Here is an 18,492-nt window from a genome sequence, read left to right on the forward strand (position 1 = left end):
CAACCCAAGTCCGCCCGAAAGGAGGGCCCCGTGCCCGCATCCGTGAGCTCGCCGCTCGTTCACGCGGTCGACGTCGCCGCCAGCACGGACGAGATCCGTCACCTGGCCACCGACCTGGCCACCCGTCTCAGCGCCTGCCTCTCCGTGCGCAGCGTGCAGTGGGACGAGGCATCGTCGTCGTGGCTGTGCACCCTCACCAGCGGCGGCAGTGGGCGACTGGCTCTGGCCACCCCCGCTGACCCGGCGGCCGCCGCCCAGCACGCGCACCGTCTCATCGCCACCTTCGAACAGGGCACGCCGGCCGAGGCGGAGGCCTTCTTCTCGGTCGCACGGCACCTGCCGTTCACCGAGACCGAGATCGCCGCGGCCGTCGGCGAGCTGCCGCTCACCAGCCGCCTGGCCGACCGCTGGACGGACAAGCCGCTGGCCGGAGTCGGCGTGCTGCTCACGATCCACCACATGCGCGACTTCCTCGTCCTGGTCGACAGCCTGCTCGCCCTCGGGGTGGACCCGGCGCACATGACCGTGATCGACAAGGAGTACCCCTACGCGCACACCCACCGCGTCGACGCCCACCTCGTCCACCGCCACGGCATCGCCGTATGGCGCTACCGGGACCTGCGCGAGGGCATCGCGGAGCACATCACCCGCGTGTCCGCCGCCGGCAAGCGGACCGTGGTCATGGACGACGGCGGCTACGTCCTGCCCGTCGTCCTGCGCGACCTCCCCGACCAGGCCGGGCACTTCATCGGCCTGGTGGAGCAGACGACCTCCGGCATCCGGAAGGTGGACGGCCTCGACCTGCCGTTGCCGCTGTTCAGCGTCGCCGAGAGCGACATGAAGGGCATGATCGAGTCCTACGGCATCGCCGACGCGGCGGTCCGCAACACCCTGCGTCTGCTGCCCGACGAGAAGTTCGAAGGGCAGGCAGCCCTGGTGCTCGGCTTCGGCCGGATCGGCCAGGAGGTGGCCCGCGTCCTGGAGAGCCGGCGGATGAGGGTCGCGGTGTACGACTCCGACATCACCCGCCTGGTCGCCGCGCACGAGGAAGGCTTCCTCACCGACCGCTCACTGGACCGGCTCGTCCAGGGCCACCAGCCGCGGCTGGTGTTCGGCTGCGTCGGCAGCCGCAGCTTCGGTCTCGCGCAGGCCCGGCTCCTGCCGCCGCGAGCGGTCCTGGTCAGCACCACCAGCAGGAACTACGAGTTCGGACTGGACGAACTCCGCGAAGGCAGCGCCGCCGTGACGGACCGGGGCGTGCTCGGCACCAGCTACCAGCTGGCCGACGGCCCGGAGGTCCTCGTCCTCGGGCACGGCATGCCCATCAACTTCCACCACGCCGAGTCCCTGTCCAACCGCTACGTGGACTTGGTCCTGGCCGGGCTCGCGGTCGGTGCCGTCGCCCTGGCCCACGGCGACGAGCGGCTGCAGCCCGGCCACAACCTCGCCGCCACCAACGAGATCCTCGCCGAGTCCGGCATCGTCGACGACTACTACCGGCTCTACGGCCCGACCAGCGGCGGCGGGCGTGCCTGAGCGGATCTTCACCCTCGATGACCTCACCGACGGGTCGGGATGCGCCTGCGTGACCTGTCGGCTCGACGCCGCGTTCGCCCGCCACCTCAGCGCCCTGCGCACCGGCTACCCCGGCACCGTCACCATGCTGAGCCACCGCACAGCCGGCCCCGGGACAACCGCCGTGCCGCACTTCCTCACCCTGCAACTGGGCGAGGCATCCATGGACGTCGTCGTGTGGGAGGAGATGCGCCCGCACCAGCTCACAGCCTGGCTCCCGCAGGCCGACGCCCGCGACCGGGTCCCGTACCTGGCCGGCCGGATCCCGCGACTGATCCGCATCCGGCAGGCCATCCGCGCTGGGACCTTCACGCCATCGGGAGCAGCAGGCACCGAGCTGGCCACCGGCGACCGCTACCCCTCGTTCCGCTACCTCACCCAGCACTGGCCCACCCTGACGAAGGAGTACACCCATGACCAATGACCCCTCCGCCGACTTCGGCACCGTCAAGACCGGCTACGCCGCATACTCCAGCGGCGGCCGCGGCCGCCTGCGGCACGACCTCACCGCGCGCCGGGTCCTCGAAGAACTCGGCGACCGGTCGGCCCGCGTCCTGGACGTCGGCTGCGGCGACGGCGAGATGGTGCTGCGCCTGACCGCCGCCGGCCACCAGGTTGTCGGGGTGGAGAAGTCTCCGGACATGCTCGCCGCCGCGGCCCAGCGGGTTGCCGCCGCCGGGATCAGCGAGCGAGTGACGCTCACCGAGGGCGACATCTACCACCTGCCGTTCGAGGACGCCTCGTTCGACGCGGTGGTCTGCCACGGCGTCGTGATGTACCTGCCCGACTCCGCCGCCCCCGTCGCCCACCTTGCCCGGCTCGTCGCCGACGGCGGCATCCTCAGCGTCCTGACGAAGAACAGCCTCGCCGTGGGCGTGCGCGAGGCTCTGACCGGCCGGTACGCCTCGGCCCGGGCCCAGATCGAGAGCGGCCAGGCCGCCAGCGTCGGCAACCTCGGCATCACCACCCGCGGCGACACCCCCGCCCACTTGGACGACCTCGCCCGGGCCAACGGGCTTACGCCGCTGCCGTGGCAGGGCGTGCGGATCTTCCACGACCACCGCAACGACTGGAAGCCCACCGAGACGGAGTACCAGGAAGCGCTCGAGACGGAGTGGGCCGCCTCCAGCCGCAGCCCCTACCGCGAGCTGGGCCGCCTGGTGCACGCCATCGCCCGCCGCGAGGCCGCCGCGTGAGCATGCCGACGGCCATCCGGCCGCTCACCATCAGCCGTCTCGCCCGGGACCTCGCGTCCCGGGCGGGGCGGCCCGTCCCGGCCCTGCACTGCTACGAATCGCTGGCGGCCCTGTGGACCCGCTGCCGTGACACCAGCCGGCCGGGCGAACAGGTGCTGCGCGAGGCGACCTACCGGGCGGCCCGGCTACTCGCGGCCGGTGATGACACCCTCATCGCCCCCGTCGCCGGCCGGCTGCCCCTCTGGCTCCGGTCGGACCGGTCGGTCGTGCGGTTGCCCGCGTCCCTCGCCGTCCAGGGAGTCGAGTGGCAGGACATGCTCGCTCTGGCCCAGACCTGGCTGGACGCCCGGCACGAGACCGGTCCGGTCCTCGTGGCGGGCGTGCGCACCGGCGGCGCCTACCTGGCCCCGCTGATCGCTGCCCACCTCGAGGCCGCCGGCGTCGACGTGCAGGTGACCAGTGTCCGACCCGGCGAGCAGCTCGAGGCCGACAACCGGCGGATTCTCGTTGTGGACGACCCGCCGCTGACCGGCCGCACGCTGCTGGCCTTGGCCCGGGAAATGCCCGGAGCCGAGGTGCTGGTACCGGTCTTCGACCCCGACGACGTCCAGCCACTTCTGCAGGCGGGCATCCCGGTCACCGTGCTGCCCCGCGAGAAGTGGCAGTCCACCCGCCGCCTCGAACTCGGCGCCCTGTCCACCTACCTTCAGGCCCACGCCAAGTGGCCTGGCTCGGACCGGTCGCTGCTCCTGGACGCCCTCATACTCGGGCGGGAGAACTCCGCCCTGGTCCCGTGGCCGGGGGTTCGCCGCCGCTCGCCCGCCCGGGCCGCCGTCCAGCTGTTCGCACCCACCGGGGCCCGGCACGCGGCTGTAGCGGCGTGGGTGCCGCCCGGGATCTTCGGCGACTCCGCCCGTGCCGCAGCCGCAGCGCTGCAACACCCGGTGGTGCCCGCCACGCTCGCCGTGGCGCCCTCCCTCATAGTGACCGAGGACGTCACTCCTGCGGCCCCGCTTGGCCCGCAGCCGGGATCCGACCGGCTGGAGGAGGCGATGGACTACGCATTCTCCCGTGCCGTCCAGCTCCCGATGCGGACCGCTGACCCCGCCGGGCCGACCCCCGCAATCCTGCTCGCGGTGGCGCAGGCCCTGACCGGCACGGACGGCATTGAGGTCGCCACGGTGCTGAACGACCTGCTGGCCGTTCTCCCTCCGGCGCTGCCCGACAACCGGTGCGAGGCGGAGAAGTGGGTCCTCGACGCCGCCGGGCAGCTCCGTAAGACGGGGCACCTCGCCCACGCCTACCGCCGCGACAACGAGCTGCTGACCCCGCTGATCGATCTGGCCGCACTCACCATCACGTTCGGCAGCACCCTGGACGCCATGGCCCACAGCCTCGCCAGGCGCCTGTCCGACGAACAGCCCTGGCGCGAGGCGCTCGCCGTCGCCCTGCTGTGCTACGGCGCAGCACGCGGCGAACAGCTCCCCCGGACCTACAACGCGCAGCGCGCGGCCGAGACCGCCAGGGAGGCCTACCGGCTCCAGCGCGGCATGACCGCGGCCGCCGCTCTCCTGCAGCGCACCCTGACCAAGCCTGTGGCCGGCCCGCGAGCAGCCGAGCCGGTCGTGGCCTGGTGGGCGCAGCCGCCCGCAGCGCTGGTGCAGCCCCAGCTGCCCTTCGGCGGCACCCCAGTGCCCCAGGCTGGACCCGGCCCGGCACGTGAGGAACAGGCGCTCATGCTGAAGACGGTCGAGCGGTGGGCCCGGAACCGGTTCCATCCGGTGCGGGAGGGCGACGTGCTGTTGCTCGCCCCGCTGGACGCGCCTTCGGCCTGGCCCAAGGCCCGGGCCGCGCTGGACGAGCTGCCGGGGCTGCTGCCTCACGCCGGGCTGCTTGCCTGGTGCGGCGTGCCTGTCGTGTCCCTGGGCGGGATGACCTGATGCTCGTCTTCGACTTCGACGGCGTCCTGCACGACTCCCGCAAGCGGGCCTGGCGCTGCTACCAGGACGCCCGCCGTGAGATGGAGCTGTGGGACCTTCCCGACCTGGCCGGCCCGTATGACCTGCCCGTCGTCTACCAGGGCGTGCTAAGCGCCTCGCTGACTCGCTGGATCGACTTCGAGACCGCGGAGCGGTTCTGGAAGCTCCACGCCCAGCTCACGGACCAAGCCGCCGCCGAAGAGCCACATGGCGTCATCCCGGAGCTGGTGGGGCCTCTGGCCGAACTGGCCGCCGGGCCTGGGTACGCGGTGGTCACCGGAAGCCACGGAAGCACCGTGTGCGCCCTGCTCGCCCGTGACCTGCCCGCGGAGGCGATGCCCCGCGTGCTGCTCTCCAGGGACGAGCAGGGCAGCAAGGCCGACAAGCTCCAGTTCCTGCGCACCTGGCACGGGGCGAAGACGTACATCGGCGACACCGGCAGCGATGTCCGCCATGCCCACGCCGCCGGTCTGACCGCGATCGCCGTCAGCTACGGCTACGCGAACCTCGAGGACCTCACCGCCGCCAGACCGGACCAACTGCTGGCCACTCCCGCCAGCCTCGCCGCCTGGTGCCTTGCACCAGCCCGGCGATAACGACCCAGCTCCGCGGCGAGAGCGGTCAGAACCCGCTCCGTGCTCGCGCCCTGACCACGACTCGAATCGACACACCCGCGACGCCGGTATCGGCGCCGCACCTTCCTGTCCCCTCCCCGCGCCGCTGCTGGTCCCCCCGGCCCTGCGGTGACGTTCTACCTTTCGGAGGATCGATGTCCAACACCCAAGAGTCCGACCGCCAGCCGTTACCGCACCGGCCGGCGTTGCCCGGCCCGCTGGCCGACAGGCTGATGCCCCTGCTGGAGGCTGTCGCCCCGGGCGCCGACCTCCGCCGGGCCGCGGCCGAGGCCGAGACCTCCCGAACCCGGCCCAACGAGCTGCGCCAGCACCTGGAGACCCATCTCGGCGGCCTCGCCGGCCGCGTGCGCGTCACCGGCACCCTGGACCGCCGCCTCGTCCTCATCGAGCGCCCCGACAGCCGCTGGGCCGTCGCCGACCTCTCCGGCCAGGCCCACGACAGCCGCCACTGGCCCGCGTGGCTCACCGGCCACATCGACCTCGACGACCCCGACTCGTGGCTCTCGCTCGCGGACCTGGACGAGTACGCCGTCGCCCGGCTGTCACGGCCGCGGCTGCTCCTGGCGGCTCTGTACCACCCCGAGTACTTCCCGCTGCCGCGCTTCCCCCTCGGCATCAGCGACGTCGCCCGGGGGGCGCGCTCCACCCTCATGGGCACCACCGAGCTGATGGACATGCAGCTCGGGGTGACGCTGCCCGACCTGCTCAAGGAAGTCACCGACAACACCCCCGACATCCTCGGCATCTCCGCGACGTTCGGGCAGCACGACCTGATGGTGGAGGTGCTGGACGCGGCCTACTCGCTGCCGGAGCCCCCGCTGGTGGTGGCCGGCGGAAGCCTCACCGTCCGCAACGAGAAGCAGCTCCTGGACGCCTACCCGAATCTGCTGATAGCCCGGGGCGCTGGGGCGCCGACGATTCGCGGCATCCTCGCGCACTGGCACGGCGACATCACCCGCGAGGAGATCCCGGGCATCGGCTACCAGGGCGCCGCACGCGGAGAGGGCACGCTGGTGATCCGCCGCACCGCCAAGCCGGTCGCGGCCCGCAGTGAGGAGAGCGACCTGCTGCCCGAGCTCGACCTGCTGGACGCCACCCTGGACTGCCACGGGGTCGCCCAGGCCGAGTGCTCGCGCGGCTGTGTCAGCGCGTGCTCGTTCTGTCCCCGCGACCACAAGGGGAAATGGGCGGGGGCGAGCGCCAGCCTGTTCCCGTGGTTCCTGCACGAAGTCGGCCTGGTCTTCGACCGTCACCCCGACACCAGCCGGGTTCTGTACGTGGTGGACGAGGAGTTCGTCGGCCGCGGTCCGGACGCCGTCCAAAGGGCGCTGGCGGTGGCCGGCACGATCCACGACGCGGGATTCCAGTGGGAGACCAGCTGCCGCGTCGAGCAGGTGGTGCACCCCGACCACGATGAGGACTGGCACGTGGAGCGGGCGGCCATGTGGCGGGAGCTGGTCGAGCGGGGCCTGCGTCGCTGCCTGTTCGGCGTCGAGTCCGGCGTCGACTCCGTCCTGGAGCGCTTCAACAAGGAGACGACCGGGGAGCAGAACGCGCTGGCGATCCGGACCCTGTCCGCGCTCGGCGTGCCCACGAGGTACACGTACATCACGTTCGACCACCTGATGACGCTGCCGGAGTTGAAGGCGACCCAGGCCTTCCAGGGCCGCACCGACCTGCTCCTTCGTCCCCTGCCGCACCTGTCCGTCGAGGAGATCGTCGCCGGAGTGCGCGACGAGGCCTTCGTCGCGAAGTACACCACCGGACGGCCGCTCCACCAGGGCATCTCCTACATGCTCGTCTCCATGGAGTGCCTGATCGGCGCCGCCTACACCCGGATGGTCCAAGCCGAGGGCCTCGCCCGGGACGTGCGACCGTCGATGGGCCGCCAGGACGCCGACTTCGCGGACTGGCGGATCGGCATCGCCTCCGAGTGGGCGCAGCTGTGGGTCGACCGGAACTTCGCCCTGGACTACACGCTCAAGTCGCTGGAGAAGGTGCTGGAGCACGGCGATGCGTGGCGTGCAGTACGCGCGGCCCGGGTGGTCCTGAAGGACGCGGCGTACACGGTGCTGGGTCACATGCTTCACGCGATCGAGAGCACCTCGCTGGCGGTGGGCTTGGACGGAGGCGGGGCCGGTCTGCACGGGCGGCTCCGGATGGCACTGGACGCGGAAATCGCCGACCTGGCGCCGCGGGTGAAGGAGGCGGTGGCTGCCGCGGCCGCGGTGCTGCCCGCCAGCCGGGCCAGCCTGCTGCGGGCGGAGCACGCCCGCTGGGCGGGCAGCCACGACTGGGCGCTGATCAACGCGGCCGACCCGTGCGGGACCTGACGCAGGTGGGCCGCCCCCGGCACTGGGGGCGGCCCACCTGCGGGCGGCGCGAATCAGGAAGCGGCCTTCTCCGGAATCGGCACCCAGTTGAACTCCGGGCAGAACCGGGCGTAGGTGACGAGCTTCCACTTCGCGTAGTCGTCGAGGCGGCCCTGCTCGCGCAGCAGGTGCTTGACCCACAGGTGGCAGACGCGCTCCTCCTCGGTCATCGCTTCGGCGATCTGGTCGAGCATCCGGCAGGCGACCACGAAGTCCTCCTCCGTCAACGCGGACAGGTCGACCTCAACACCTTCCAAGGTGAAGGAGAAGACGAGCCGGGTCGTGGAGAACGACGTCTTGCGCTCCCCCAGGAACGTCGTCCGGTCGGCGAGGACCTGCATCAGGTGGTCCCGCTTAGCGACCGGGTAGCCGATGCCGAGGTCCAGGTCGGACGTCTCGAGGTTGAGGCGGGTACCGAGCGAGCCAACGTCGCGCGGCTCGCGTCCCGTCCACCCCCGGATGAGGCCGGCAGCCTGCTCCCGCAGAGCCAGCAGCCGGGCGTCATGGGCGCGCATCGCGGCGTAGAACGCCTCGGCTCGCGCGTACTCAGCGGGGGTGAAGTCTGCGGGGGTCGCCCATCCGGCGGCCATGATCGCGCTGAGATCGAGTTCGGTGTCGGTGTTCACGCGCCACACCATAGTCACCTTCGTCACGGTTTGTGGCGTAAACCTACGAAAGGGTAGAGAAGTGAAGGGTGTAGAAAACCGTCGCCTGGCACAGGAGTTGACGATCAACCCGGTGGCGATCGGTTGCTGGGCAATCGGCGGCCCCGGCCACAACCTGGGCCTGCCCATGGGCTGGGCGAACGCGGACGACCGCGAGTCGCTCCTCGGTCTGCGTCGGGCCCACCAGCTCGGCGCGAACCTGTTCGACACCGCCGACGTGTACGGCCACGGCCACTCCGAGCGGCTGATCGGACGGTTCCTGGCCGACGTCGACCGGGACTCCGTGGTGCTGTCGAGCAAGGTCGGGTACTTCGCCGGCACCGCCGAGCACGCCTACGAGCCCGGGCACATGCGCCACCAGCTGGAGACGACCCTGCGCAACCTGCGCACCGACCACCTGGACATCTACTTCTTCCACACCAACTCCTTCGGTGAGGCGGACCGCTACCTGGAGGGCGCCGTCGAGCAGATGCGCGACTTCCAGCGCCGGGGTCTCATCCGGGCCGTCGGGATGCGCGGCCCGCACCGCCTGGCCACCGACCGCCTCACGCTCCCGAAGGCGCAGCGGGAGGACAAGCACGCCCGGTTCCGCCAGCTGTTCGAGATCATTCGCCCGGACTACCTGTCGGTGCGCTTCAACGCCCTGACCCCACTCCCGGGCGAGGGCCAGCAGGACCTGTTCGCGTTCGCCGCGGAGCGCGGCGTGTCGGTGCTGGCGAACAAGCCCCTCGCGCAGGGACTGCTGCTGGGCAAGTACGACCCCGAGCGGCCGCCAGCCTTCGGCGAGGGTGACATCCGCGCACGCAAGGCGTGGTTCACCGAGCCGTTCCTGCGGATCATCCAGCACGGCCTGGAGCCGCTGCGCGAGCGCTTCGGCCGCTCGCCAGCGGACCTGGCCCGCGTCGCGATCCGGTACGTTCTCCAGCACGCCGACAACTGCGCCGTGCTGACCGGATTCACCTCCGCCGAGCAGGTCGAGAAGAACCTGCTGTGCCTGGGCGACGAGCTGTCCGGCGACGACATGGCGTTCATCCGGGAGACCTGCGGGCGCATCCAGAAGCAACTGGACGCCGCCGGAGAGGTCTTCCTCGACGAGCTGGAGAAGCCGTGACCGCCGACCAGGCCGCGCTGTTCACCCACCGCACCGCCACGCACGAGCCGGCCACGGACCGGCTTCGGCTGATGACGTGGAATGTCCAGCACGCGGCGCCCGCCCGCACCGTGCGGCAGGTGGACTGGCTGGCCAGCCAGGAGGGCGCCGATGTCGCGATCCTCACCGAGGTCTCCGGCGGAGGCAGCGGTGATGTGCTCGTGCAGGAGCTGAGCGACGCCGGGTACCGGGCCGTGATCGCACCGTGGGGCGGTGACGACTACCGCACGGTCATCGCCTCCCGTCACGCCGGACTCGTCACCGCGCCCTGCCCGGCGGACTTCCTGCCCCACCGCTTCCCCACCGCGACCCTCTCGCTCGCCGACACCCCGATCACCGTCGCCGGTCTGTACGTGCCCTCCCGCGGACCCAAGGAGCGGCGCAACGAGGACAAGCGGGCCTTCCAGAGCGCGGTGAGCGCTGCGCTGCCCGCCCTCACCGCCCGCGGCGGCCTGGTTGTCGCCGCCGGCGACCTCAACGTGGTGGAGCCAGGCCACACCCCCCACCACCGCGTCTACGGCCAGTGGGAGTACGACTTCTACACCTCCTTCGCCGCGGCAGGCTTCACCGACGCCTTCCGCACCCTGTTCCCCGAGGCAGTCGAACACAGCTGGTTCGGACGCCGCTCCGGCGACGGCTACCGCTTCGACCACGCCCTGGTCACCGCTGCCCACCGCACGCGGATCCTCACCTGCCGCTACCTGCACGAACCGCGTGAGAACGGCCTGAGCGACCACTCCGCGTTGGAACTCGTCATCGACCTCCGACAGAAGACCGCACCATGACCGCCCAGGGCTGCCCCGCGAAGGTCCAACGGCACCAGCACCCCAATGCTGCTGGCCCGCTCGCGCCATGCCTCCGTCCGCTCCCTGGAGCGGTACGCCCGCCCCGGCGTCGACGCCCTCGCCCGGCACGTCGCCGCCCAGGACCAGGCCGCCCACCGCCGGAGCTGAGCAACCGGGTGGGCGGGCGTACGGTGAAGGCATGGCCCACGCGGGCGAGGATGTTCGCCGGTGCTTGCACTGCGGGAAGCCGCTGCCAGCGAGTGCCCGCTCCGACACGCGCTTCGACCGGCCAGCCTGCAAGGCGGCCCACCGCCGGGCCCGGCGCCACCACGCCGAGGCGGTCCGGATCGGCTTCGCCATCCTCGACGGGCGCAAGGCCGAGGTCTCCCGGGCCTGCCCGGTCTGCGGGAACCGCTTCGTCCCAGGTCACGGGCACCGCAGCGATGCCATCTACGATCGGTCGTCCTGTCGTACGGCGGCCTGGCGCAAGCGGGTACGCGAAGGCGCCACCGGCCAGCGGGTACACACAGCCGTCAACAAGACCATGGCGTTGAACGAGTTCATGCCGCTGACCAGCGCGAACGCGGCGATCGGTGTGAAGGACTTCTCCGAGTCCCTGACGGCACCACCCGGGTAGTGCCCGTCGGCGGGACCGGGCCGGCCCGGTCCGCGCGGGATGGTGGCCGGACACGGCGGAGGGGGCAGCCGGGCGGGTCCCCGCTCGGCTGCCCCCTCCGGGCTCGTGCGGTCTGGGCTGCATGAGCTGGCTGACGTCGGTGTTCGCGTCGCAGAGGACCACGCACACCTTCTCGCCGCTGGCGGGCCGGTAGCTGCGGCTCGGCGTCTTCGGCCGGGTCGGCAGGTCCCGGTCGGCACGTTCTGGTCGGCCGTGAGAAGGCCGGCCAGAGCTGTGGCGGTGCCGTGCTCGACCGCGATCCGCCGGTGGTCCCAGAGCGCCTGGCGGGCCCGGACGATCTCGTCGTCCGCCACCAGTACGGAGTGCACGCCGTCCTGCTGGGCCGCGTGCAGGGTCATGGCGGAGGTGCGGCGGGCGGGCCGAAATGGGCCGCCCTGAGGAACGTGCCGCCACGGACGGGTTAGCGGTGTGCAGGACCCCGGGCTGATGGCACAAGCTCACGATGACGCGCCTCGTGAACTGATCATCATCGTGTTGACGGATCGGGCTGAGCGCTGCCGGGCTTGATCGCGCGCCGCAGACGTCCGGTTGAGTGCACGGCCACCAGACCTCCAGGCGCTTCCTGCCTCCGTACTGAGTCGTCGTCACAGTTGCGCGGCTCAGCTGGCTCTGTCACGTAGTTGCTGTCCCTGGCTCCTCGTTCAGTGCCTGGCACGCCCTCAAGTACCAGGCGTGCGAGACCAGGACAGCGCGCGGCTCACCGTAGTGCGTGAGCACGGTCGGGGCGTTCTGGAAGTGAGCCTCCTCCACCAGTCGACCCAGCTCGTTCCTCGCCTCGCGGATGCCCATGGTGGCGGCCTTCTTCGACATGGTCAGAGGATACACACGGTAACTTGTGTACCGTGATTACACTGTGTACCGTGATCTTGTGCCGAGGAGTCAGCAACCCCCGGCCTCGGACGCCGTACCGAGCAGGAGACCCACCGTGAGGATCGCCAGACGCACCGCACCGGCCGACGCTGCCCCCAAGGCGCCGGCCGGTCCCCCGAGCCAGCAGGATGTCGAGCGCGCTCGCGCGGACATCGCCGAGCTCGAGAGGCTCGCGAAGATCGTCACCGGCGGGTTGGTCAGCATCGGAGTGGGCGGCCTGACCTTCACCGCGGTCAACGTCACGCAGTTCGCGACCCGGCACGGCACCCTGCTGGAGATCGCATGGCTGCTCGACCCGCTGGTGTCCTCGGCGCTGCTCCTCGTTCTGTACGTCGACGGCCGCCTGTCCCGGCATTCCGGCTACCGGCCGTCGGGCTGGCCGCTGCTGCTGCGGAACTTCGCCGGGCTGGCAACGTGGGTGATGAACTGCTGGCCGTCGGTGTTCCCCACCGGGAGGCTGGAGTTCTCCCATGCGGACCCTGGTGGTGTCCTCTTGCACTCGGTCGTGCCGATCCTGGTGATCCTCCTGGCTGAGGCGGCCGCCGGGTACCGGCGGTACTTCGCGCGCCGCATAGCCCTGTGCGAGGTGACGATCCGTAACTGGGACGCGTTCGTGCGGGCCGAGAAGCAGCGCGCCGCCGAGGAGCAGCGCGAGGCGGAGAAGGCGGACAAGGCGCACGCACAGAAGATCGAGGCGCAGCAGATCGCCGAGAAGAAGGCCGATAAGGAGCGGGCCGAGCGGGCGGCCGAGCTGGAGAAGAAGCGGGCGCACGACGACAAGGTTCGTGCGGAGGTCCGTGCGGCCGAGGAGCGGAGGCTGGCTGCCGAACGGGACGCCGACCTGGAGCGCCGACGCCTGGATGCGCAGGCCGCCGAAGCGAACCGTGCGGCAGCCGCGGAGACCGCACGTGCGGCAGTCCAGGCTGCACAGGCCGAGGCCGACGCCAAGGTCCGTGCGGCCGCCGAAATCGAACGACTTCGGCTGGAGGCTGCCGAGCGTGCGGCCGCAAGTGCGGCTGAGGAAGCCGAACGGGAAGCCGAACGCAAGGAGCGGCTGGTGAGGGCGGAGGCCGAAGCCGAGGCCACACGAATCCGTGCGCAGGCAGAGGCGAACGCACTTGCGGAGCAGACCCGAATGGCTTCTGAACAGGCAAAACGCGAAGATGAGCGGCGTGCGCTGGAAGCCGAACGCAGGCGTGCAGACTCTGCGGACCGAGCCGCACGGCGCACGGTGCGTCCCGTCTTCACCGGCGAACGGAGTCTGCTCATCGAGGCGCACGGAGAGGCGAACGGAACGCTTCGGGAGCCGCACGGAGCGGTCTCTGTAGCGCACGCAGAATCGAACGGTCAACCGAATGGACACGTCCGGACGGCGCATGAAACGCTCCTGCCGACCGCACGCTCACCGCACGAATCGGCGCACGCAATCGCTGCGGATCCGCACGAATCGCCCCGCCAGGCTGCCGCACGGATCAAGGAGGAAGCCGAAGGGCGGGCCGCGCAGAACGAGCTGAAGGGCATCGTGCTGACCGGCACCGAGTTCGGTCGCCTGTACGGATACGGCGATCGCTGGGGGCAGGCGCGGATCGCGGCGGCCAAGCTGCGGCTGGAGAACGAACCGGAGTTCCGGAAGAAGATCGAGAAGCAGATCGCGGAGGAGAGCGATGCCGGCAAGAGCGAACAACCGGAGGCGGCGTACCAGATCGGCGTCGCCGCGTAACTAACGCACAGTAATCGATCCGAGGATGTGGAGAAGGGGCCGTCGGCTTGGAGTCCGCAGGGACTCGCGGGCTCCCTGGCACCCGGTACGGACGGCGGCCCGCCCGGATCTAACCACCAGAGCGGAGGTGACGACCATGGCAGGTGCGAAGGGAAAGCAACGCCGGGACAACTTCTACTCCGAGAGACTGGCCGCCGCCGCGAGCCCGATGGAGGAACTGGCCGTCGAGCTCGACCGGGTGAAGGCCGTATTCGCGAAGGTGCCCGACCAGCGGCAGGCCGAGGCGTTGCGGCTGATGCAGGACCACCTGAGAGAGCTGCGGGCGACGCTGGCCGACTACCGGCGGCGCTGAGTCCGCACAGTCCGCAGTCCGCACAGTCCGCACCGAGGGTGCGGACGGACCGCGGTGAAACACCTTGCGCGCGCGGGCGCAGGCGCGCGCGCGAGATACCTGCAGAATCATCAACTGTCAATAATCGAAAAGGGATTGTGATGCACTACGCAGTGAGCGGACTCACGGGCTGCGTCGCCGGAGTGCTGGCCTGGCTGCTGCTGACCAAGGGCGTCAGCGTCGGCCCAGCCATCATCCGCAGGCAGATACCGCGCTTCATCGCCGCTCTCACTCTCGTCTGCGGGATGGGCCTCACCGGGCTGCTCAGCGTCCCGCTGCGCGCCATCGCCAACACCGTGGACCACTGGTCGACCCAGGCCGGATGGATCGGGTTCTCCATCTCTGCTCTCGCCGCCGCCTTCTGCGTTGTCGGCCTGCTTCTCGATTTGATCAACAACAAGATCGACAAGAACACGCTCACCATGGCGAGCCTCGCCCCGTTCGCGGCCTCGCTGATCCCCGGCAGCTTCGGCGCCTGGTCGGTATCGGTGCTGTCCATGCTGGCCGACTCCCTCGGTCAGTGGGTCGGCTCCTGGTTCGCCCGCTGACAAGGGGGACCACCAGATGATCGAGATCCTGATCGGATCAGCATTAGCCACCGCCCGCACCTACGGGCCCCGCACCCTCGCCTACGGCCGACAGGCCGCAGCCGCGAAGAAGCACGAGCTGGCCGCCAAGACCGGCAGAGTCATCAGCGGCACCCGCAACAAGGTGCGCTGGTGGGTCAGCGAGACCGGCGAAGACCTGGTCGAGTGGCTCGAAGAGGCCGGAGAGCGCAACGCCGAACGCGTCCACTGGTGGACGCAGCGAGCTACCGCCTACACGCGCGCCTGGAAGATCGAGTTCCCGGAAGCCAGGGAGCGCGTCAACGACCTGGTCGCGGACTGGTACGGAGAGGACCGGCACGGAGACCCCGAGCCGAAGCAGCCGCCCGGCCTTACCCGGCCCAAGCCGAAGCCGGCTGCAGGGCCAGCTCCAACCGCCCCGTCCAACGCCCCGAAGCCGAAGCCGTCCGCGCCGTCGGCGCCGCCCGGACTGGAGCCGTCGAGCCACCCCTACCCCACGCCTGGAGGCCGGCCCGGCACCAACAAAGATGCCGCCGTGGCCGCGCCGCCTTCCGCCTCCGGCGCTGCGCCGGGCCTGTTGCCCGCCACCGTCATCACCCACTCCGGAGTCATCGTGAGCACCCCCGCCATGTCCGCCGAGACCGTCGGCTACGACGCGCTTCGCGCCATGCTTCCCCTGATCGCCAACTCCGCTCTGGACGACCTGGAGATCGCCCAGAAGGACGCCGCCAGGGCCACCGTCACCGCCACGTACTTCGAACAGCTGGCGGACAGCGTCGCCAGGCACAACCTGGACGCCGCGACGGTCGCGGAGATCCGAGCGATCGCCGAGGCCGCCCGCAGCGAAGCCGCCGCCCACCAAGCACTCGCCACCGCTGCGGCGCTGCGCGCCGGTAACGCCGCCATCGCTTTCCGCGGAGTAACCGAACGCTGGGATGCCTATGTGCAGCAGCACCGCGCCCAGGCCGCAAAGGGCGCGATCCCGTCCCAGCAGTTCCTCGAAGGCTGACGGGAAGGAGAAGGAGATGCTCCGGAACGAGGAGACGGATCGTCAGCGTCCCAGCATCAACGACACCCTGGCTGCGTTCCACGCCCCAAGTCAGGGCACGGCAGCGCGCCGCCAGCCCCTGGCCGCGGCCGAGCACAGCGGCTGGCGGGCGCTGCCGCTGCCAATGAAGGCCGCCGCTGGGCTGGTAGTCGGCACCTGGACGGCGGCACGATGGTCCGTGCAGCAGTGGCGGGCCACCCTGCCGATGTATGCCTCCGGCGCGGTGTGGGGGGCAGCCGTCCTCGGCCACGGTGAGCACGTCTCTCCGGGACTGGCGGTGGCCGGTGCTGCCGCAAGCGCCTTGGGCGGCGGATGGTGGGTGCGTACCGCCGCCCCGCCGCGCAGGCTGTTGGGTGGTGCCGTGGTGCTGTGGGCCGGCACGTGGACGTGGCTCGGCGTGGCGCTCGCCGACGGCCCTACCGAGCGGCCGCTGCCCGCCCTGTTCGCTATCGGAGCGGTCGGCACGGTGGGCACCTTCGGCTGGCTCGAGGCCCGTCGCCGGGCTCTGACCCCGCAGGGCGAGGAGGACGACGGCGTCGAGGTGGTGCAGGACGAGCCGGCGAAGGCGCCGCCGGTGGTCGTCGACCAGGACGGAAACCCCGTCACGGGCGGCGACCAGCACCAGGTGTGGGAGGAGTTCGTGTCGAACCCCGGCGGGCCGCTGCCCGGTGCGGAGCTGGTCGAGGTCACGGTCACCGCGAACGGCTGGAGCGGGGTCATCCTGCTGCCGCGCGGCCGGGCCTCACTGGCCACCGCGCACGCTGCTGCTGACCGGATCGCCTCCGCCTACGACGTGCCGGAGGTGTCGGTGTCGATCGACTCCACCAGTTCCGGCTCCTCGCGCCGCGCCCAGCTGTCGATCTTCGAGCATGACCCGCTGGCCACCTCCCAGCCCTGGGACGGCCCTGGCCTGCTCGACCCGGCCACCGGCATCGCACCCATCGGCACCTACCAGGATCTGCTGCCGACCCGCTACCGGATGTGGCGCCCGGGCAGCGGGCCCGTGCACGACCTGATCTCCGGGACCACCGACTCCGGCAAAAGCTCTCTGGTGAGCATGCTGCTCGCCTACGAGCGGCACTCCCAGCACATGCTGTCCTTCGTCGGCGACCCACAGGGCGGCCAGAGCCTGCCCGACTGGCAGGACGAAGTGCACTGGTTCGCCGACGACCCGGACGAGATCCTGGGCATGATGCAGGCCGCGGTGGCTCTGATGTACGACCGCTCCCGGCGGCTGGCGACGTTGGAGTGGTACGACCAGCACGGCCGCGTTCGGCGGGGTGTCTCCGCGTTCGACCCGGTCACCCTCGGCATGCCCATCTTCAGCACGACGATCGAGGAGGCCCACAAGGTGCTGAAGATCAACAGCGAGATGGTCCGGGCCACTGAGGAGTTCGGCGCGATGAGCCGCAAGTGCGGCGGCCGCCTGCGAGTGGTCACCCCCGTGCCGACCCTGGACACCATGGGCCACAGCACGCTCCTGCGGGAGATGGTCGCCTCCGGGAATGTGATCGTCTTCCGTACCGGCGGGCCCTCCTCCGGGCAGGCCGCCTTCAACGGCACGCTGCCGGTGCAACCGCACCTCCTCAAGAAGGAGTGGCCCGACGGGTCGTCAACGGCCGGCCTGGGGTTCGCGCACGTCCCCGGTGCCCGCCGCGGCGCGTTCAGGACCTTCCAGGTCGAGGACCCGTACCACTGGGCCTCGACCGGGCACCTGACGGAGATCCAGGCCGAGGACGAACTCGCGCTCGGCGAGATGTTCGGGACCTGGCGGGAGCGGCGCGCGGACCGACGCCTGGGCCGTGTCCGGGTGCCGGTGAACGTCCAGCTCACCAAGCCCCCTGCCGCCCCGCCCGTTCTTGTACCTGCGGGCACGGTGCCCGGGGTACCGGCCGGCGGGGAGGAAGCCGCGCGGGCCGAGGCGGCGCTGATCACGCCGAAGGCCGGTCTGCGGTCCTCAGCCCGCGCCGACCTGCTCGCGGCCCTGCGCACCGACGTGGACCGGGTCTGGACGAACGCCGAGCTGATGGAGATGACCGGCCTGACCAACGCGAAGACGGTCAGCTCGGCCTTGACCCGGCTCGCCGACGACAAGCTGGTGATCAAGCACGGCACCGGGCAGTGGCAGGGCGTCGCACGCAGCCCGGAATTCGCGATGGCCTGAACGGGAGAGCGGACGCAATGAGCCGCTGACATCCGCCCCACCCCAGCACAAAGGGCCCCGGGAATCCCCGGGGCCCCTTGACAGAGCGAGTGCACAAACACCCGCACCCTCTGGGAGGGCCCGGACCTCTGCGAGCCGGACGCTATGCGTGCTCAAGAGCACTACTCCGTTCGGCAGCCCGCGGAAGCGATTCGGACCGACGCTCCACACGGTGAGGCAGCGGCCGATCAGCCAAACCTGCTGGTGGATCAACAACGTGGTGGGCAATGATGATCACCTCACGCACGACGAAGGGATTCGCATTGGCTCTGCCTCCACTGACCCCTGAGGTCCGCGCCGAGGCCCTGCAGAAGGCGATGGCGGTGCGCAAGGAGCGTGCCGACATCCTGGCCGCTCTGAAGACCGGGACGCTGTCCCTGCCGGATGTCCTGGCGCGCCAGGACGACGTCATCGCCAAGACCAAGGTCCGTCGTCTCCTGACGGCGCTGCCCGGCGTCGGAGCGGTCAGCGCCGACCGCCTGCTGGGCGAGCTCGGCATCTCCGAGACCCGCCGCGTCCAGGGCCTCGGCCCTCGCCAGCGCGAAGTGCTGTTGGAGCGCTTCGCCACTCAGAGCTGACGTACAGCCAGCCAAGGGGTCCCCGGTGCTTCGCCGGGGACCCTCCGTCTATTCAGGAACGC

Annotated in this window: 18 protein-coding genes; 16 read left to right on the plus strand and 2 right to left on the minus strand. The window is 71.0% G+C overall.

Features of this window, described 5'->3' with window-relative positions; translation table 11 throughout:
• Window positions 1–30: 30 nt before the first annotated feature.
• The 6 genes from ACIGG8_RS27250 to ACIGG8_RS27275 all read left to right on the plus strand — a co-directional run bounded on the left by ACIGG8_RS27250 (window position 31) and on the right by ACIGG8_RS27275 (window position 7,718).
• Complete coding sequence (locus ACIGG8_RS27250) at window positions 31–1,536, plus strand: NAD(P)-dependent oxidoreductase (RefSeq protein WP_396551449.1); 1,506 nt, start codon at window positions 31–33, stop codon at window positions 1,534–1,536.
• A 49-nt stretch (window positions 1,537–1,585) separates the two neighbouring features.
• Window positions 1,586–1,999 carry a hypothetical protein gene (locus ACIGG8_RS27255; protein ID WP_396551450.1) on the plus strand — a complete coding sequence of 138 codons (414 nt, stop codon included), beginning with the start codon at window positions 1,586–1,588 and terminating at the stop codon, window positions 1,997–1,999.
• Window positions 1,989–2,771 (plus strand): class I SAM-dependent methyltransferase, encoded by a 783-nt coding sequence (locus tag ACIGG8_RS27260; protein WP_396551451.1) that lies wholly within the window; start codon window positions 1,989–1,991, stop codon window positions 2,769–2,771. Before ACIGG8_RS27255 ends, ACIGG8_RS27260 begins: the two co-directional genes overlap by 11 nt.
• On the plus strand, window positions 2,768–4,711 hold the full coding sequence (locus ACIGG8_RS27265) for a hypothetical protein (protein ID WP_396551452.1): 1,944 nt from the start codon (window positions 2,768–2,770) through the stop codon (window positions 4,709–4,711). Before ACIGG8_RS27260 ends, ACIGG8_RS27265 begins: the two co-directional genes overlap by 4 nt.
• Window positions 4,711–5,346, plus strand: coding sequence for an HAD family hydrolase (locus ACIGG8_RS27270; RefSeq protein WP_396551453.1), 636 nt, complete (start codon window positions 4,711–4,713; stop codon window positions 5,344–5,346). Before ACIGG8_RS27265 ends, ACIGG8_RS27270 begins: the two co-directional genes overlap by 1 nt.
• A 173-nt stretch (window positions 5,347–5,519) precedes the next feature.
• Entirely contained in the window at window positions 5,520–7,718 is a 2,199-nt protein-coding gene (locus ACIGG8_RS27275) for a radical SAM protein (protein ID WP_396551454.1), read from the plus strand.
• Between the two features lie 53 nt (window positions 7,719–7,771).
• Here ACIGG8_RS27275 and ACIGG8_RS27280 read toward each other — a convergent pair whose 3' ends face one another.
• On the minus strand, window positions 7,772–8,383 hold the full coding sequence (locus ACIGG8_RS27280; protein ID WP_396551455.1) for a hypothetical protein: 612 nt from the start codon (window positions 8,381–8,383) through the stop codon (window positions 7,772–7,774).
• Between the two features lie 61 nt (window positions 8,384–8,444).
• Between ACIGG8_RS27280 and ACIGG8_RS27285 the strand changes: the two genes are divergently transcribed.
• Genes ACIGG8_RS27285 through ACIGG8_RS27300 form a run of 4 tightly spaced genes read left to right on the plus strand, consistent with a single transcriptional unit; the run spans window position 8,445 to window position 10,994 of the window.
• Window positions 8,445–9,533 carry an aldo/keto reductase gene (locus tag ACIGG8_RS27285; protein WP_396551456.1) on the plus strand — a complete coding sequence of 363 codons (1,089 nt, stop codon included), beginning with the start codon at window positions 8,445–8,447 and terminating at the stop codon, window positions 9,531–9,533.
• Entirely contained in the window at window positions 9,530–10,357 is an 828-nt protein-coding gene (locus tag ACIGG8_RS27290) for an endonuclease/exonuclease/phosphatase family protein (protein ID WP_396551457.1), read from the plus strand. The genes ACIGG8_RS27285 and ACIGG8_RS27290 overlap by 4 nt, the downstream gene beginning before the upstream one ends.
• 45 nt (window positions 10,358–10,402) lie before the next feature.
• Window positions 10,403–10,525, plus strand: coding sequence for a PmrA (locus tag ACIGG8_RS27295; protein WP_396551458.1), 123 nt, complete (start codon window positions 10,403–10,405; stop codon window positions 10,523–10,525).
• A gap of 31 nt (window positions 10,526–10,556) precedes the next feature.
• On the plus strand, window positions 10,557–10,994 hold the full coding sequence (locus ACIGG8_RS27300; RefSeq protein ID WP_396551459.1) for a hypothetical protein: 438 nt from the start codon (window positions 10,557–10,559) through the stop codon (window positions 10,992–10,994).
• Window positions 10,995–11,666: 672 nt separating this feature from the next.
• Here ACIGG8_RS27300 and ACIGG8_RS27305 read toward each other — a convergent pair.
• Window positions 11,667–11,864 carry a type II toxin-antitoxin system prevent-host-death family antitoxin gene (locus ACIGG8_RS27305; protein ID WP_396551460.1) on the minus strand — a complete coding sequence of 66 codons (198 nt, stop codon included), beginning with the start codon at window positions 11,862–11,864 and terminating at the stop codon, window positions 11,667–11,669.
• Window positions 11,865–11,979: 115 nt separating this feature from the next.
• Here ACIGG8_RS27305 and ACIGG8_RS27310 point away from each other — a divergent pair, with 115 nt between their 5' ends.
• From ACIGG8_RS27310 to mihF, 6 genes are all read left to right on the plus strand, one after another.
• Entirely contained in the window at window positions 11,980–13,644 is a 1,665-nt protein-coding gene (locus tag ACIGG8_RS27310) for a hypothetical protein (RefSeq protein WP_396551461.1), read from the plus strand.
• A 136-nt stretch (window positions 13,645–13,780) separates the two neighbouring features.
• Entirely contained in the window at window positions 13,781–13,996 is a 216-nt protein-coding gene (locus ACIGG8_RS27315; RefSeq protein ID WP_396551462.1) for a hypothetical protein, read from the plus strand.
• Between the two features lie 140 nt (window positions 13,997–14,136).
• On the plus strand, window positions 14,137–14,583 hold the full coding sequence (locus tag ACIGG8_RS27320; RefSeq protein ID WP_396551463.1) for a hypothetical protein: 447 nt from the start codon (window positions 14,137–14,139) through the stop codon (window positions 14,581–14,583).
• A 16-nt stretch (window positions 14,584–14,599) separates the two neighbouring features.
• On the plus strand, window positions 14,600–15,610 hold the full coding sequence (locus ACIGG8_RS27325; protein WP_396551464.1) for a hypothetical protein: 1,011 nt from the start codon (window positions 14,600–14,602) through the stop codon (window positions 15,608–15,610).
• 16 nt (window positions 15,611–15,626) lie between these two features.
• Window positions 15,627–17,813, plus strand: coding sequence for a hypothetical protein (locus ACIGG8_RS27330; protein WP_396551465.1), 2,187 nt, complete (start codon window positions 15,627–15,629; stop codon window positions 17,811–17,813).
• Window positions 17,814–18,115: 302 nt separating this feature from the next.
• Window positions 18,116–18,430, plus strand: coding sequence for an integration host factor, actinobacterial type (gene mihF / locus ACIGG8_RS27335; protein WP_396551466.1), 315 nt, complete (start codon window positions 18,116–18,118; stop codon window positions 18,428–18,430).
• Window positions 18,431–18,492: the final 62 nt, after the last annotated feature.

Origin of the sequence: Kitasatospora sp. NPDC085464 (genome assembly GCF_044541955.1) — a bacterium.
Classification (GTDB): Bacteria; Actinomycetota; Actinomycetes; order Streptomycetales; family Streptomycetaceae; genus Kitasatospora.